The sequence below is a fragment of the Colwellia sp. Arc7-D genome, from assembly GCF_003061515.1.
In the GTDB taxonomy this organism is placed as follows: domain Bacteria; phylum Pseudomonadota; class Gammaproteobacteria; order Enterobacterales; family Alteromonadaceae; genus Cognaticolwellia.
The window spans coordinates 3,882,054-3,896,122 of sequence record NZ_CP028924.1 but is presented as its reverse complement, the minus strand read 5'-3'; the positions used below and the strand labels follow the sequence as shown (position 1 = coordinate 3,896,122).

18 protein-coding genes are annotated in these 14,069 nt (G+C 38.8%); 7 read left to right on the top strand and 11 right to left on the bottom strand.

The window, feature by feature from the left end; translation table 11 throughout:
• Position 1 precedes the first annotated feature (1 nt).
• Genes rapZ through DBO93_RS16845 form a run of 10 tightly spaced genes read right to left on the bottom strand, consistent with a single transcriptional unit; the run spans position 2 to position 7,549 of the window.
• Positions 2-856, bottom strand: a complete 855-nt coding sequence (gene rapZ / locus DBO93_RS16890; RefSeq protein ID WP_108457366.1) for an RNase adapter RapZ — start codon at positions 854-856, stop codon at positions 2-4.
• Between the two features lie 6 nt (positions 857-862).
• Positions 863-1,315, bottom strand: coding sequence for a PTS IIA-like nitrogen regulatory protein PtsN (gene ptsN, locus DBO93_RS16885; protein ID WP_108457365.1), 453 nt, complete (start codon positions 1,313-1,315; stop codon positions 863-865).
• A 29-nt stretch (positions 1,316-1,344) separates the two neighbouring features.
• Positions 1,345-1,632 carry a ribosome hibernation promoting factor gene (gene hpf, locus DBO93_RS16880; protein WP_108457364.1) on the bottom strand — a complete coding sequence of 96 codons (288 nt, stop codon included), beginning with the start codon at positions 1,630-1,632 and terminating at the stop codon, positions 1,345-1,347.
• Positions 1,633-1,667: 35 nt separating this feature from the next.
• Positions 1,668-3,173 (bottom strand): RNA polymerase factor sigma-54, encoded by a 1,506-nt coding sequence (locus DBO93_RS16875; protein WP_108457363.1) that lies wholly within the window; start codon positions 3,171-3,173, stop codon positions 1,668-1,670.
• Between the two features lie 60 nt (positions 3,174-3,233).
• A complete protein-coding gene (lptB, locus tag DBO93_RS16870; RefSeq protein ID WP_108457362.1) occupies positions 3,234-3,965 on the bottom strand; it encodes an LPS export ABC transporter ATP-binding protein in 732 nt (243 codons plus the stop codon).
• The gene (gene lptA, locus DBO93_RS16865; RefSeq protein ID WP_162533815.1) at positions 3,966-4,445 is read right to left on the bottom strand and encodes a lipopolysaccharide transport periplasmic protein LptA; all 480 of its coding nucleotides are present in this window, start codon (positions 4,443-4,445) and stop codon (positions 3,966-3,968) included. It abuts the gene before it with no gap.
• 31 nt (positions 4,446-4,476) lie between these two features.
• The gene (lptC, locus tag DBO93_RS16860; RefSeq protein ID WP_108457360.1) at positions 4,477-5,043 is read right to left on the bottom strand and encodes an LPS export ABC transporter periplasmic protein LptC; all 567 of its coding nucleotides are present in this window, start codon (positions 5,041-5,043) and stop codon (positions 4,477-4,479) included.
• On the bottom strand, positions 5,040-5,585 hold the full coding sequence (kdsC, locus tag DBO93_RS16855; protein WP_108457359.1) for a 3-deoxy-manno-octulosonate-8-phosphatase KdsC: 546 nt from the start codon (positions 5,583-5,585) through the stop codon (positions 5,040-5,042). Before kdsC ends, lptC begins: the two co-directional genes overlap by 4 nt.
• 1 nt (position 5,586) lies before the next feature.
• The gene (locus DBO93_RS16850) at positions 5,587-6,552 is read right to left on the bottom strand and encodes a KpsF/GutQ family sugar-phosphate isomerase (RefSeq protein WP_108457905.1); all 966 of its coding nucleotides are present in this window, start codon (positions 6,550-6,552) and stop codon (positions 5,587-5,589) included.
• Positions 6,553-6,568: 16 nt separating this feature from the next.
• A complete protein-coding gene (locus tag DBO93_RS16845; RefSeq protein WP_108457358.1) occupies positions 6,569-7,549 on the bottom strand; it encodes a calcium/sodium antiporter in 981 nt (326 codons plus the stop codon).
• 528 nt (positions 7,550-8,077) lie between these two features.
• Between DBO93_RS16845 and mlaF the strand changes: the two genes are divergently transcribed.
• The 7 genes from mlaF (at position 8,078) to murA (ending at position 12,755) form a co-directional block, all read left to right on the top strand.
• On the top strand, positions 8,078-8,887 hold the full coding sequence (mlaF, locus tag DBO93_RS16840; protein WP_108457357.1) for a phospholipid ABC transporter ATP-binding protein MlaF: 810 nt from the start codon (positions 8,078-8,080) through the stop codon (positions 8,885-8,887).
• Positions 8,884-9,660, top strand: coding sequence for a lipid asymmetry maintenance ABC transporter permease subunit MlaE (gene mlaE, locus DBO93_RS16835; protein WP_108457356.1), 777 nt, complete (start codon positions 8,884-8,886; stop codon positions 9,658-9,660). The genes mlaF and mlaE overlap by 4 nt, the downstream gene beginning before the upstream one ends.
• Positions 9,661-9,711: 51 nt before the next feature.
• A complete protein-coding gene (gene mlaD / locus DBO93_RS16830; RefSeq protein WP_108457355.1) occupies positions 9,712-10,182 on the top strand; it encodes an outer membrane lipid asymmetry maintenance protein MlaD in 471 nt (156 codons plus the stop codon).
• A gap of 2 nt (positions 10,183-10,184) precedes the next feature.
• Positions 10,185-10,823 (top strand): ABC transporter substrate-binding protein, encoded by a 639-nt coding sequence (locus DBO93_RS16825; protein WP_108457354.1) that lies wholly within the window; start codon positions 10,185-10,187, stop codon positions 10,821-10,823.
• A gap of 63 nt (positions 10,824-10,886) precedes the next feature.
• Positions 10,887-11,183, top strand: coding sequence for an STAS domain-containing protein (locus tag DBO93_RS16820; RefSeq protein WP_239059218.1), 297 nt, complete (start codon positions 10,887-10,889; stop codon positions 11,181-11,183).
• Between the two features lie 24 nt (positions 11,184-11,207).
• The gene (locus tag DBO93_RS16815) at positions 11,208-11,465 is read left to right on the top strand and encodes a hypothetical protein (protein WP_108457352.1); all 258 of its coding nucleotides are present in this window, start codon (positions 11,208-11,210) and stop codon (positions 11,463-11,465) included.
• 27 nt (positions 11,466-11,492) lie between these two features.
• Entirely contained in the window at positions 11,493-12,755 is a 1,263-nt protein-coding gene (gene murA / locus DBO93_RS16810; protein ID WP_108457351.1) for a UDP-N-acetylglucosamine 1-carboxyvinyltransferase, read from the top strand.
• Between the two features lie 79 nt (positions 12,756-12,834).
• Here murA and DBO93_RS16805 read toward each other — a convergent pair whose 3' ends face one another.
• On the bottom strand, positions 12,835-13,842 hold the full coding sequence (locus DBO93_RS16805; RefSeq protein ID WP_182253924.1) for a trypsin-like peptidase domain-containing protein: 1,008 nt from the start codon (positions 13,840-13,842) through the stop codon (positions 12,835-12,837).
• Positions 13,843-14,069 lie beyond the last annotated feature (227 nt).

The window sequence follows — 14,069 nt, the reverse complement described above, 5'->3', positions numbered from 1 at the left end:
GTTACGTTGTGGCAACAGGTAAATCGCGATGACGAGACTGCACGTCTTTACGTTCTTTACGCATATTATTTGCGAGTAATTCGGTGATATATACAGAGCGATGCATACCGCCGGTACAACCAACCGCTATAGTAATATAACTGCGATTATTTCGTTCTAGATGCGGTAACCAGGTCATCATGAAGCTATTTATTTGCCAAATAAACTTTGTCACAATAGGTTGGCTAGCAAGGAAATCTTGCACAGGTTTATCTAATCCGGTGAAGCCCTTAAGTTCTTTATCCCAAAATGGGTTAGGTAAAAATCGCGCATCAAATACATAGTCTGCATCTTGTGGTACGCCATGTTTAAAGCCAAAAGATTCAAAAACAACCACCATAGAACCCGATTTTTTACCTAGTATACGCTCTCTAACTAAGTCGGCTAGCTGATGTGGTGATAGCTGGCTAGTGTTAATATATAAATGTGCACGACTTGCGATAGGTTCAAGAAGCTTTTTTTCTAAGGCTATGGCTTGGTCTAAGGCTATATTTTGTCTAATTAGCGGATGTAAGCGTCGTGTCTCGCTGAAACGACGGATTAGGTCACTATCGTCGGCATCTAAATAAAGTAAACTTAGCTCTACGGCATTAGGTAAGTATTCTATAATTTCGGGTACATCGTTAGGGTCAGCAGGTAGGTTTCGAACATCTAGGCTGACGGCAACATTTTCATAATCATTAATGACGGTATGAATTAAAGCGGGTAACAAATTAACCGGTATATTATCTACACAATAGTAGCCCAGATCTTCTAATACGCGTAATGCAACACTTTTACCTGATCCTGAACGACCACTGACTATAATTAACTTCATGGGGACTTAACTCGCCTGTTGGATTAGCTGAAACAGCTCTTGGTTACTTTGGCATTTACGCACTTGTTTGCAAAATTGTTTTTCACGAAAAATTTTTGCGATACTTTGTAATGTACACAGGTGATTTTGGCATTCATTTTCGGGCACAAATAAAGCAATAAAAATGTCCACAGGACGATTATCTATCGCATCAAAATCTATCGGCTCTTCTGTGGTAATAACCACCGCAATGGGTTGGGTAGAATTATCTAAACGTCCATGCGGTATCGCTATGCCATTTCCTATGCCGGTAGAACCCATTCTTTCGCGCTTAACTAGGCTTTCTAGTAGCTGAAAAGTATCGTGTTCAACCAATTTTTCAGCGGCCAGACTACTTAAGTATTCTAGAATACGTTTTTTACTGGAACCCGGTGCTGCACAAATAGTGCATTCCGGGGTTAGGATATCTTGCAACTTCATAAACTTATAAAACCTAAAGCGACTTGGCGCTAATGCTTGTTGATTTTGCCTTTGTATTTCAAAATTTGGCGATCTAATTTATCAATTAATGCATCAATTGATGCATACATATCGTTATGTTCAGCCTTAGCGTGAACCTCCGAGCCCGTTAAATGCACAGTAGATTCAGCGATCTGGTTCAATTTTTCAACCGTTAGTACCACATGTACATTATTAATGTGTTCAAAGTGGCGCTCTATTTTTTCAAATTTAGCATTAACATAATCACGTAATGAGTCGGTAACATCGACATGGTGTCCAGTAAGATTAATTTGCATAAGCTTCATTCCTCTTTTTTGGTGATTAAGGTTGCCTACAATAGGCTTTTACGTTGATTTGACGGCGGTATAGAGAGTGACTCTCGATACTTGGCAATAGTGCGTCTTGCTACTTTAATGCCTTGTTCGGCCAAGATATCGGCGATTTTACTGTCGCTTAATGGCTTTGCGGGTATTTCGGCGGCAACAAGTTTTTTAATTAACTCACGAATAGCGGTTGATGAGCATTCACCACCATTTTCAGTACTTACATGGCTAGAGAAGAAGTATTTAAGCTCAAAAATGCCTCTGGGTGTATGCATATACTTTTGTGTAGTAACACGAGAAATAGTCGATTCGTGCATATCTACCGCTTCGGCAATATCATTTAAAACCATAGGTCGCATAGCTTCAGGGCCATGTTCAAAGAAACCCTGCTGGCGCTGTACAATACAATTGGACACTTTTAACAAGGTATCGTTCCTGCTTTCAAGGCTTTTGATAAACCATTTAGCTTCTTGCAAGTTCGAGCGAATAAATTGACTGTCTGCTGATGATTTCATCGAGCGAGACATGGCAGCATATTGTTGATTTACCGATAACTTAGGTGCTGTGTCTGGGTTTAGCTCTACAGTCCAGCGACCATTTTTCTTTTCAACCGACACGTCAGGAATAACATACTGTTCTTCACTCTTGATAACACTATCGCCCGGGCGAGGGTCTAATGATTGTATTAAGCGAATAACTTCACGTAATTGGTCTTCTTTAATGCGTAACTTTCGCATCAATTGGCGATAATCGCGATTACCCAATAATTCGATATGCTCGGTTACCGCTAACTTACTTTCAGCGAGCCAAGGCGTATCTTTTGAAAATTGGTTGAGCTGAATAAGTAAACACTCTGGAATTGAACGAGCCGCTACGCCCACCGGATCAAAAACGTTAATCCGTTTAAGCACTACTTCAATTTCATCAAGTTCAACACCATCAATGCCTACGCTTTCTAATATCTCGTCTGCAGAAACTGTTAGGTAGCCGGCATCATCTATAGCTTCAATAATAGCGATAGCAATTGTTCTATCGGTATCGCTAAATGGTGTTAGTTCCATTTGCCAAATAAGATGGTCTTGTAAGGAGTCTTTTGTTTCACCCTGATAGGTATAATCTTCTGATGCATGACCAACACCGCCACTGCTCGCACTGGCACTAAAGTTGTCATCCCAGGTTGTATCACTATTTAATTCTTCGGGTATGTCAGTTTTTGCTAGGCCTTCTGATGAGCTTATTTCATCAATAGTCGGTACAGAATCTTCGCTGCCATCTGAGGATATTTCTACGCTATCGCCAATACCAGCGGAGTATGCTTCTTCTAAATTGTCAGGGGTGTTTTCTGAATTGTTGTCGGGAGATTCATCAACTTCAAGTAAAGGGTTACTTTCAAGAGCTTCTTGAATTTCTTGTTGTAAATCCAAGGTCGATAATTGCAACAGCTTGATAGCCTGCTGCAATTGCGGGGTCATCGTTAATTGTTGTCCGATACGGAGTTGCAGAGTAGGACGCATTTACGTTTTCTTTTCCCTGTTCAAGTACATTAGTATGTTACCGAGTAAGTCTGTTATTCACTATAGCGTGAATTGTTCACCAAGGTATACATCTCTTACGTGTTGATTTGCAAGTATTTCAGTAGAGTTACCTTCGGCAATAAGCTCGCCGTGACTAACAATATAGGCATGCTCACAGACATCGAGGGTTTCACGTACATTATGGTCGGTAATTAAGATACCTATGCCACGTTCTTTTAAGTGTAGGATAATTTTTTTTATATCACCTACCGAAATTGGATCAACACCAGCAAAAGGTTCATCAAGGAGAATAAATTTAGGATCTGCAGCTAAAGCTCGCGCTATTTCAACTCGTCGACGTTCACCACCAGAAAGGCTCATGCCGAGGTTGTCTTTGATATGACCAATGTTAAATTCTTCTAATAAATGCTCAAGTTTTTCTTCTCTTTCAACGTCGGTTAGCGTTTTACGGGTTTGTAAAATAGCCATTATGTTGTCATAAACCGTTAGTTTACGAAAAATTGAAGCTTCTTGAGGTAGATAACCAATACCTTTGCGGGCACGTTCATGCATAGGCAATAAGGTTAAATCTTCGTCATTTAAAATAATTGAGCCACTGTCGTTATTAACTAAGCCAACGATCATGTAAAACGAAGTGGTTTTACCTGCGCCATTTGGTCCTAATAAGCCAACAATTTGTCCAGCAGAAACCTTCATGCTAACGTTTTTAACGACTTTTCTGCCTTTGTAGGCTTTTGCAAGGCCAATGGCTGATAATGTTGAAGTAGACATTTACTCTTGCTTGTCCTTAGATTTTTTTGGCAATTCAGTTTTATTTTTTGGCTGCAATACTGTTTCAACCTTAGCATTTTCTAAGCTTTCGGCATTGACATATTCAGTCTCGAAGTTATAGGTAATTTTACTGCCACTTACTTCACTACCTTCTTGGCGTAGCAAAGCATTACCTGAAATAACAACCGTATTCAAATCAGGTTCATAACGAATTTCATTGGCTTGTAAATTGATAGGGCTACCATCTTGCAGCGTTTGCTCAAATGTCGCAGGAGAACCTTTTGCAATATAAATTTTATTATTGCTTTTATCTTGAGTTATCACCTGTACGAGTTCTGCATTAATTGTCAGTGAACCTTGAGAGATAATGACATTATCAATATAACTGAATATTTTATTTTTCAGATCAGCTGCTTGGCGTGAAGAAGAAATTTTAATTTCTTGGTCAACATCGAATTTTTCAGCATTTACTGTCGGCATTAATAATGCAAATGCAGAAAAATAAATAAGGTTATTTTTTAATTTTTTTATAAATGGTTTGTACATGTTCAGTCAATGTCATCTGTGTTGTGTTTAAGTCTACAATTAATCCTGAGCCATACATAGTAAATCCTTTACCTAATATTAAGATTGTTTGCTCTGAGCTGATAATATTTGTTTTTAAGTCCATTTCTAGATTTTTTCCGTGTACTTCCTGTATTAAACTTTCTTCATCAGTGGCGATTAAACGTACGCGATTTTTTAATTTTACACGATTATTATTATATAGCGTGCCTTCATTGGCGGTTATTTGCCAAGTCGGTTTATTGTTTTTTGGGTACAAGGTGTAACGTGGGTATTCAAAGTGTGTGACCTCTAATTGAGCATAATGTTCCATTCGTTGGGCTTCAACATTATAGGATAATGGGCCTGTTGATTTGTAAACATCACTGTTGAGGTTTTCAGCAATAAATTCTGGCTGATTGGCACTTTCGAGAATATTGCTGGTTTGTTTTTCTGCACCAAACCATTCGAGTATGCCATAGGTTGTTAAGGCGAGTAAAAAAAGTGCTATTGTCGCAATAGTTATGCGATTCATATACTTGCACCTGACGCATTAGCTAAAGTCTGTTGACTTTGCATAATAAGATCGCAGGTTTCTCGTACCGCACCAAAACCACCGCGGGTATAAGTTATGTAGTCACACAAGTTTAAAATGGCGGGATGTGCATCATTTACTGCAATGCTAAAACCAACATAGTTTAGACAATCGAAGTCAGGCATATCATCGCCGATGTAAGCCACTTGTTCTGGCTTTAACTTTAATGAAGCGAGCATTGCTTTCAACGCTGGCAGTTTGTTTTCTTCGCCTTGCACTATATGTTTTACGTTTAATGCGGTCATACGAGTTTGTACGATATTGGATTTTCTGCCTGTAATTACACCAACATCAACACCACTAGCTCCTAGCGCTTTGATGCCATATCCATCTTTGGTATGAAAGGCTTTTAATTCTTCACCATTGTTACCTAAATAAATACGGCCATCAGAAAAAACGCCGTCAATATCACAAACAAAGAGTTTGATCTTTTGTGCTTTTTGCCAAACACTTGGCGAAACTTTTCCGTATAAACTGTCCAATTTATAGCACTCCTGATTTCAATAAGTCATGCATATTCATCGCGCCAATAGGCTGATTATCATCGTTGACGATAATTAAGCCATTAATTTTTTTGTCTTCCATAATTTTTAATGCTTCTGCCGCTAACATGTCTTGTTTAGCTACCAGTGGATTTTTTGTCATTACACTGGTGATGCTATCTTGATGAATATTAATTTCAGCATCTAAAATACGACGTAAATCACCATCAGTAAAAAGACCGACAAGTATGTTGTCACTGTCAACCACAGCCGTCATGCCTAAGCCTTTTAACGACATCTCAACTAAGGCATCTTTTATTTTAGCACTTTGTGTCACCGTTGGGAGTCGTTCATCTTTGTGCATTATGTCGGCTAAGCGTAATAATAATCTTTTACCAAGGCTACCACCGGGATGCGATAAAGCAAAGTCGTCGGCGGTAAAACCACGCGCGTTAAGTAAAGCAACGGCTAAAGCGTCACCCATAACTAAAGTGGCTGTTGTGCTTGATGTTGGTGCTAGCCCTAACGGACAAGCTTCTTGTGATACTTTTACACAGACATGGGTATCGGCAAGTTTAGCAAGTGTAGAGTCGGGCTTGCCGGTCATGGCAATTATTTTGGCGCCAATACGCTTAAGAACAGGAATAATGGCCAATACTTCACCCGTTTCACCTGAGTTAGAAATGGTTAATACGACATCATCAATGGTGACCATGCCAAGATCACCATGACTTGCTTCACCGGGATGAACAAAAAATGAAGGTGTACCTGTACTGGCTAAAGTAGCCGCAATTTTACCACCAATGTGACCAGATTTTCCCATGCCAATGACGATAACACGACCTCGACAATTAAACATTAGCTCACAAGCCTGTGCAAAGTCGTCGTCGATAAATTGCGTTAACTCAGCAATAGCTTGTTGCTCAATATGAATTACATTCAGTGCTAATTGTTTAAAGTTTTTCATGACTAAAGACCAATTTTTAAGCGTTGATTTGACTAAAAAGTAACACTTGATAACCAATAAAGACGGCTAATAATAGTAACCCTTTCGCGCGCGTGATGCGAAACTTTCCACCACGACTAAAACAAAGTATAAATAATAAGAAGGTGGTTGCTAGCATAAATGGAGCGTCGCGCACGGCAGCGGCGTTATCAATATTGCCTGGAGAAATTAATCCCGCAAGCGACAACACAGCTAATATATTAAATATATTTGAGCCAATAATATTACCAAGGGCTAGATCATCTTCTTTTTTAATAATACTCATAATACTGGCTGCTAGTTCAGGTAGGCTGGTACCAATGGCTATTACTGTTAAGCCAATAACAAGGTCGCTAATACCAAAGGCTTTCGCTATAAAAATAGAAGAGTCTACTAAGAAGCTGGCACTTAACGGCAGTAAAATCATACCCACAATAAGCCATATAACCGAGTGCTTGGTACTCACACCATCAGGTACTTCTTGCTCTGCTTCTATTACCATTTTGTCGTCAATAGGGTTTTCTTTTGAGCGCTTTAATGTCACGAAGAGTAAGGTCGCAATGTAGAGTACAAAGCCAATAATTAGAATTAAACCTTCATTAAAACTAAAGTTACTATTAGCTAGCATGTATGTTGCTATAGCCGTAATAATTAAAATGAGAGGTATTTCACGTTTGATCGTGGACGATGAGACAGTCAATGGGTTAAACAGTGCAGTTAAGCCAAGAACTAAAGCAATATTGGTAATATTTGAACCTATCGCGTTACCAATGGCGGTATCAGGATTTCCTTGCAAAGAGGCCGTTGCAGCGATCATCATTTCAGGAGCTGAAGAGCCCATAGCAACGATAGTTAAACCAATAATCATTGGAGAAATACCAAGGTTGCGTGCTAATGCCGAAGCACCAAATACAAATTTGTCTGCACTCCACACTAAAATGATTAGTGAAAGTAATAAGATCAAAATTTGAATTAACATTCAAAACTCCTGTTTGGGTAAAAATAATTTTTGATGATGAAATAATATCAATTAAAATAATGAATCAAATCTCTACGGCGGCTTAGCTATTATCACTTCGCGTCGGTATTGCTTAATGTCTAATATGCTGTAAAAAACCAGCTAACTCATTTTTTGCATGTATGCTTTACGCTTGAATAATAAACCATTGATGATAACTGATGACAGCCAATTAATACTGATTTGGCGTCATTATATTGCGCAGCGGGCATTATAAACGTTTTCTGATATTATTGGCACGCTGATTGAACATAAATTTGTGAAAATACATTGGTTGATTTTGAATTGCAGATTTAGCTCAAATTACTCACGGTAGTTTGTCATATAAAGTAATGCACACAAGCACATTTACTCGGCTTGGTTACATTTACATACTTTTACTTACTCTTTTCCTACTAAATATTTACTAATTTGTAATGACTGACGTGTTGCGCTGCGTTAGAATTCCATTATATAAGCAATCATTAACCTGGTGTTATCTCAACTAATATGTCTGAAATTTTAGTTAATATCAAAAACATGACTTTTAAGCGTAACGAACGTGTCATTTATGATGGCATTAGTTTGTCTATTCCTAAAGGGAAGGTTACAGCAATAATGGGTCCTAGTGGTATTGGGAAAACAACCCTGCTGCGACTTATTGGTGGGCAAATCAAACCAGAATCCGGACAAATATTATTTGACGGTCACGATATTCCTAAGCTTTCGCGTAATGCATTATATGAAATACGTAAGCGCATGAGTATGCTTTTTCAAAGTGGTGCATTGTTTTCAGATATGAGTGTTTATGACAATATCGCTTTTCCTATTCGTGAGCACACTGAATTATCCGAAGATGTTATTGAAAAAATGGTGCTAATGAAACTAGAGGCCGTTGGTTTACGTGGTGCAAGAAATTTACGCCCAAGTGAGCTTTCCGGTGGTATGGCTAGGCGTGCAGCACTTGCTCGCTCAATTGCGCTTGATCCAGAATTGATTCTGTATGATGAGCCATTTGCTGGTCAAGACCCTATTTCTATGGGTGTAATTGTGCGTTTAATACGTGAATTAGGTCAAGCATTAGGCTTAACTTCAGTTGTGGTTTCTCATGATGTCCCCGAAGTGATGAGCATTGCCGATTATATCTATATTATTGCGGAACAAAAAATTATTGGTCAAGGTACGCCGGAAGAGATTTACGCTCAAACGTCACCTTTAGTGCAGCAGTTTGTTAAAGGTGAAGCTGATGGTCCTGTACCATTTCACTACCCTGCAGCTTCATATAGCGAAGAATTAATTGGCCAAGGGGTTGATAAGTGAACCAACTACAACTTTTCGGTCGTACTATAATTGACCAAATTTCTGGTTTAGGTAGAGCTTTATTAATGCTGGCATCTGCATTGATGCATATTCCTAACCCACGTAAGGGTTTTCCGTTATTGATGAAACAACTGTATTCTGTTGGTGTTTTATCGTTAATCATTGTTTTAGTGTCAGGCTTATTTATTGGCATGGTACTCGCCTTACAGGGTTATACTATTTTAGTAGGCTATGGCGCTGAAGCTAGCTTAGGGCCAATGGTGGCATTGTCTTTATTACGTGAGCTGGGGCCTGTTGTTGCCGCATTATTGTTTGCAGGTAGAGCGGGTTCAGCATTGACGGCCGAAATAGGTTTGATGAAAGCAACCGAACAATTGTCTAGTCTTGAAATGATGGCGGTAGATCCTTTGCGTCGTGTAGTAGCCCCTCGGTTTTGGGCGGGCTTTATCAGCTTACCGTTATTAGCGGCAATATTTTCAGCCGTTGGTATTCTAGGCGCACACATTGTTGGTGTAGATTGGTTAGGTGTTGATAGTGGCACATTCTGGTCTGTTATGCAGTCACAAGTGTCGTTCGAGAAAGACATTTTAAATGGCATTATTAAAAGTGTGGTGTTTGCTTTTGTGGTTACTTGGATCGCGGTTTACAAAGGTTATTCTTGTGAGCCAACATCTGAAGGTATCAGTAGAGCAACAACCTCTACGGTAGTGCAATCATCACTACTAGTTTTAGGCTTAGATTTTGTATTAACCGCATTAATGTTTGCAAATTAAAATTAGCAAAGCGGTTATTTAGTTAAATAATATTTGAACTTGGTGGAAGACATGGCGTCGAAAAAAATAGAGTTATTGGTTGGTTTATTTGCTGCAATTGGTATTGCTGCATTGTTAATGCTTGCGTTAAAAGTTGCTGATAGCGGTATATCAGGCAGTGGTAGCACTTATCAGCTGTATGCTAAATTTGATAATATTGGTGGTTTAAAAGTCCGTTCACCGATAAAAGTTGGTGGGGTTGTCGTTGGTCGTGTAAGTAATATTGCATTAGATCGAGAAGACTATACGCCAGTGGTCACTTTAGACATTTTTGCAGAATATGACAATTTTTCAGAAGCAACTTCAGTGTCAATTTTAACGGCTGGTTTGTTGGGTGAACAATATGTTGGCTTGTTGCCGGGATTTATTCATTCGTCAGTTGAGATCTTGCAACCCGGTGACTATATCGAAGATACAAAACCGGCGTTAGTGTTAGAAGAACTGATTGGGCAATTTTTATTTGGTCAAGGTAGTGGTAATTAATAATGAATAGTTTGATTAAGCATTTAATTTTATGTATTACTTTTTTAGCCGTCTCAACTGGAGTTAGTGCTGAGGAAGTTAATAAAAAAGATCCCTACCAAATGATTAAAACGGTTGCGGATATTACCTTCAAACGTTTTGCTAATGAACAAGCGGCGATACAAGTAGAACCTAATTTATTGAAGACTATTGTTCGTGAAGAACTTATGCCTTACATAAATTATCAATATGCGGCTTATAAAGTTATTGGCAGTAACTTTAAGAAAACAAATAAAACCGAGCGTGCTGAGTTTGTGCCAGCATTTCGTGAATACCTTATTACTTCTTATGCACAGGTTTTTACTTTATACAATAACCAAAAAGTAGAGTTTGCACCGCCAAAAGATTTTACTGATGAGCGCGTAGTTTCTGTAGCAACTAGCGTTATAGAGCCGGGACGTCCACCTATTGATATCTCTTTTCGTGTGCGTAAGCATAAAAAAACAGGCGATTGGAAAGCATACGACATGGTTGCAGAAGGTATTAGCTTACTAGACAGCAAGCAGGCTGAGTTAAGTAGCTTAATTCGACAAAAAGGTTTATCGCATGTGACCGAAATGTTGAAAGAAAAAAGTCAAAAAAATATTGAGTTCAAACAATAAATTGAATGAGTTATTTTATGCGAACAAATGAAATAACGTATTAAGGGTTGTTAATTGATTAAAATGATAGATGTCGAACAAGTAGATAAAAAAGCAATTTTTAGTGGTGCATTAACGCGTGCTACAATAACCCGTGCATTTGATAAAAAATACCGTCAATTGGTCAACCAAGAATGTATTGTTATTGACTTGGCTAAGGTAAGCCAGATTGATACAGCAGGCTTAGCCTGGATTCTATTATTGATAGAATTAGCAACAAGTAAATCTTGTAAAATTAGCTTGGTTAATTTGCCTGATGACTTATTAAAGTTAGCAAAATTAAGTGCAGTTGATACATTATTACCGATAGAAAATAACTAATCTAGACGCTATTTGGAGCAGAAAGTGGAAGTAAAAGACATAGAAAAACTCATAACCGATGCGATTGAATTAGACGAAATTCATGTGGCATTTGATGGCTCACAATGTAAAATTATTGCTGTGGCAGATTTTTTAGGTGACTTAAGTCGTGTGAAAAAACAGCAAACTATTTACGCCCCTTTAACACAAGTTATTAATGACGGCCTCATCCACGCGGTTTCTATTAAAACTTTCACAACGTCTGTTTGGCAACGTGAAAAAATGTTTAACTTACCTCTTTAATTCACCCAAACAAAAAAGAACATACTCTTGGACGCATTTAAAATTATTGGTGGAAAACCACTACACGGCGAAGTGACTATCTCTGGCGCAAAAAATGCGGCATTACCTATTCTAATGGCCTCACTATTATCAGAAACGCCGGTTACTTTTTCCAATGTACCAAAGCTTAACGATATAGAAACTACAATTAAATTATTGTCTCAATTTGGTGCTAAATGCCAATGGGTAAATGAGAGTAGTTTGATGATTGATGCTAGTAACATTGACCATTGTCGCGCGTCTTATGAATTAGTGAAAACTATGCGGGCATCTATTCTGGTTTTAGGTCCTTTACTTGCCCGTTTTGGTCATGCTGAAGTGTCATTGCCAGGAGGTTGTGCTATCGGTGCTCGACCAGTTAACTTACATATTCATGGTTTGAAGTTAATGGGAGCTGACATAGAAGTTGAAAATGGTTATATCATTGCCCGCAATGCTGGTCGACTTAAAGGTGCGACCATTTTTATGGACACCGTTAGTGTTACAGGCACTGAAAACTTAATGATGGCAGCTGCACTAGCTGATGGTGTTACTATCATCGAAAATGCGGCGCGTGAACCTGAAATTGTCGATTTAGCCAACTGCTTAAATTGTATGGGTGCCATCGTTTTAGGTGCAGGTACTGACACTTTAACCATTACGGGTGTAGAAAAACTGCAAGGTGAAAGCTATTCAGTTATGCCTGATCGCATAGAAACGGGTACGTTTTTAGTTGCTGCAGCTGTAACACAAGGTAAAGTAAGGTGTTTAAATACTGATCCTAAAGCTTTAGATGCTGTACTGAGTAAGTTACAAGAAGCGGGTGCGTCAATTACCACAGGTGATGACTGGATTGAGCTTGAAATGACCTCTAGACCCAAAGCGGTTAACATTCGCACTGCACCTCACCCAGCATTTCCAACCGATATGCAGGCACAATTTGTTGCGCTAAATGCGATAGCTGAAGGCACGGCAACTACCACCGAAACAATATTCGAAAACCGTTTTATGCATGTGCCTGAGTTACAGCGCATGGGGGCAAAAATTACTCTTGAAGGTAACACCGCTATTAGTACGGGTGTAGAGCAATTAAATGGTGCTCAGGTTATGGCAACAGATTTACGTGCATCTGCAAGTCTAGTTATTGCTGGGTTGGTCGCAAATACTGAAACACAAGTCGATCGAATTTATCATATTGATCGTGGTTATCAAAAAATTGAAGACAAACTGCAAGCGCTTGGTGCAAATATAACGCGTATTAAAGCCAACTAAACTTCAAAAAAACATTCGAAATAGACCATAAAAAATCCCAGCTACTTGCTGGGATTTTTATTTATCAAGCACAATAAAGTTACTGTTTTGGAACTTCAGCTATGGTGACAGGTAAAGTTAATAGTTGATTATTGCGAGAGATCATAAAGCTTAAAATGCTTCCTGGAGCGGCCTCTGCGACAACATCTAAACCTTGCTTGGCGTTCAATAACCGAATGTCGTCAATTTGATAAACCACATCACCTGACTGCAATCCAGCTTCGAACGCTGGGCTGTTTGGTGTTATCGCGCCGATAATAAAGCCTTTAAGGTTAGTAACAGAGTCATTTGCATCTACACCTAGCCACCCACGTACAACTCGTCCATGCTCAATAATTTTCAGCATAACAGTGCGAGCTAATTGATAAGGCACAGCAAAAAAGATCCCTTGAATATTTAAGTTAGGATTGGCTTGAGTAAACTTTCTTGAATTAATACCCACTAACTCACCGTTAGAGTTGATAAGCGCACCACCAGAATTACCTTCATTTATGGCAGCATCCATTTGAAGAAACTGCAAATAGCTAGTGCTTAGACCGCTTTGTCCTGTTGCACTTACAATACCTTGTGTAACCGTCTGGCCAAGATTTAATGGGTTGCCTATGGCTAATACCACATCACCGACTTGTGAAGTTAAAGTGCTAATTTGTGGTATTACGGGTAAGTTATTGTCGTGCACTTTCAATACAGCAAGGTCAGTTAGCACATCGTAGCCAATAAGCTCGGCATGAAGCTCTTGACCACGCTGTAATACCACTACAATTAGATCTGCACTTTGCACAACATGATAATTAGTTAAAATATAGCCCTGCTCATGCATGATAACGCCACTGCCTAAACGTGTGACTTTACGTGATTGACGACCATAAGTAGGGTTAACTTGAATATCTTCGGTATATATATTAACCACTGCTGGACCGGCTAAGCGAACCGCCTTGGCATAAGATAGCGGTTGTTGGCTCGTCTCTGAAGTAGAGAACACCTTCCAAGGAACTATGTTTTGTTCACGTAGCTCAGGGACTAGTAACAAAAGAACTACAGCAAACATTACACCATAACTGGCAGAACGAAGGACAAATTTAAGGCTATTGATTATTTTCAACGGAATAATTTTTATTGGTCTATTTTTTGTAGATTAACATAAACTCTTTGTCGTAATACAGTTTTCTATTAAGAATATAGGGTGATGTATTTGTAGGTTTTCTTTGTCCTAGTCTGTTTTTTTAAATCATGGTGAATGGGTAAATGAACGAGGAATCGTTAATGTATCATCAA

Excerpts from the sequence above, each read along its gene's own strand:
- DBO93_RS16845 (WP_108457358.1), bottom strand. The coding sequence starts at position 7,549 with ATGTTAATTCAAATTTTGATCTTATTACTTTCACTAATCATTTTAGTG.
- hpf (WP_108457364.1), bottom strand. The coding sequence starts at position 1,632 with ATGCAAATTAATCTTACTGGACACCATGTCGATGTTACCGACTCATTA.
- lptC (WP_108457360.1), bottom strand. The coding sequence starts at position 5,043 with ATGAATCGCATAACTATTGCGACAATAGCACTTTTTTTACTCGCCTTA.
- mlaF (WP_108457357.1), top strand. The coding sequence starts at position 8,078 with ATGTCTGAAATTTTAGTTAATATCAAAAACATGACTTTTAAGCGTAAC.
- lptB (WP_108457362.1), bottom strand. The coding sequence starts at position 3,965 with ATGTCTACTTCAACATTATCAGCCATTGGCCTTGCAAAAGCCTACAAA.
- DBO93_RS16805 (WP_182253924.1), bottom strand. The coding sequence starts at position 13,842 with ATGTTTGCTGTAGTTCTTTTGTTACTAGTCCCTGAGCTACGTGAACAA.
- DBO93_RS16825 (WP_108457354.1), top strand. The coding sequence starts at position 10,185 with ATGAATAGTTTGATTAAGCATTTAATTTTATGTATTACTTTTTTAGCC.
- mlaD (WP_108457355.1), top strand. The coding sequence starts at position 9,712 with ATGGCGTCGAAAAAAATAGAGTTATTGGTTGGTTTATTTGCTGCAATT.
- rapZ (WP_108457366.1), bottom strand. The coding sequence starts at position 856 with ATGAAGTTAATTATAGTCAGTGGTCGTTCAGGATCAGGTAAAAGTGTT.
- DBO93_RS16850 (WP_108457905.1), bottom strand. The coding sequence starts at position 6,552 with ATGAAAAACTTTAAACAATTAGCACTGAATGTAATTCATATTGAGCAA.
- ptsN (WP_108457365.1), bottom strand. The coding sequence starts at position 1,315 with ATGAAGTTGCAAGATATCCTAACCCCGGAATGCACTATTTGTGCAGCA.
- DBO93_RS16875 (WP_108457363.1), bottom strand. The coding sequence starts at position 3,173 with ATGCGTCCTACTCTGCAACTCCGTATCGGACAACAATTAACGATGACC.
- lptA (WP_162533815.1), bottom strand. The coding sequence starts at position 4,445 with ATGCCGACAGTAAATGCTGAAAAATTCGATGTTGACCAAGAAATTAAA.
- DBO93_RS16820 (WP_239059218.1), top strand. The coding sequence starts at position 10,887 with ATGATAGATGTCGAACAAGTAGATAAAAAAGCAATTTTTAGTGGTGCA.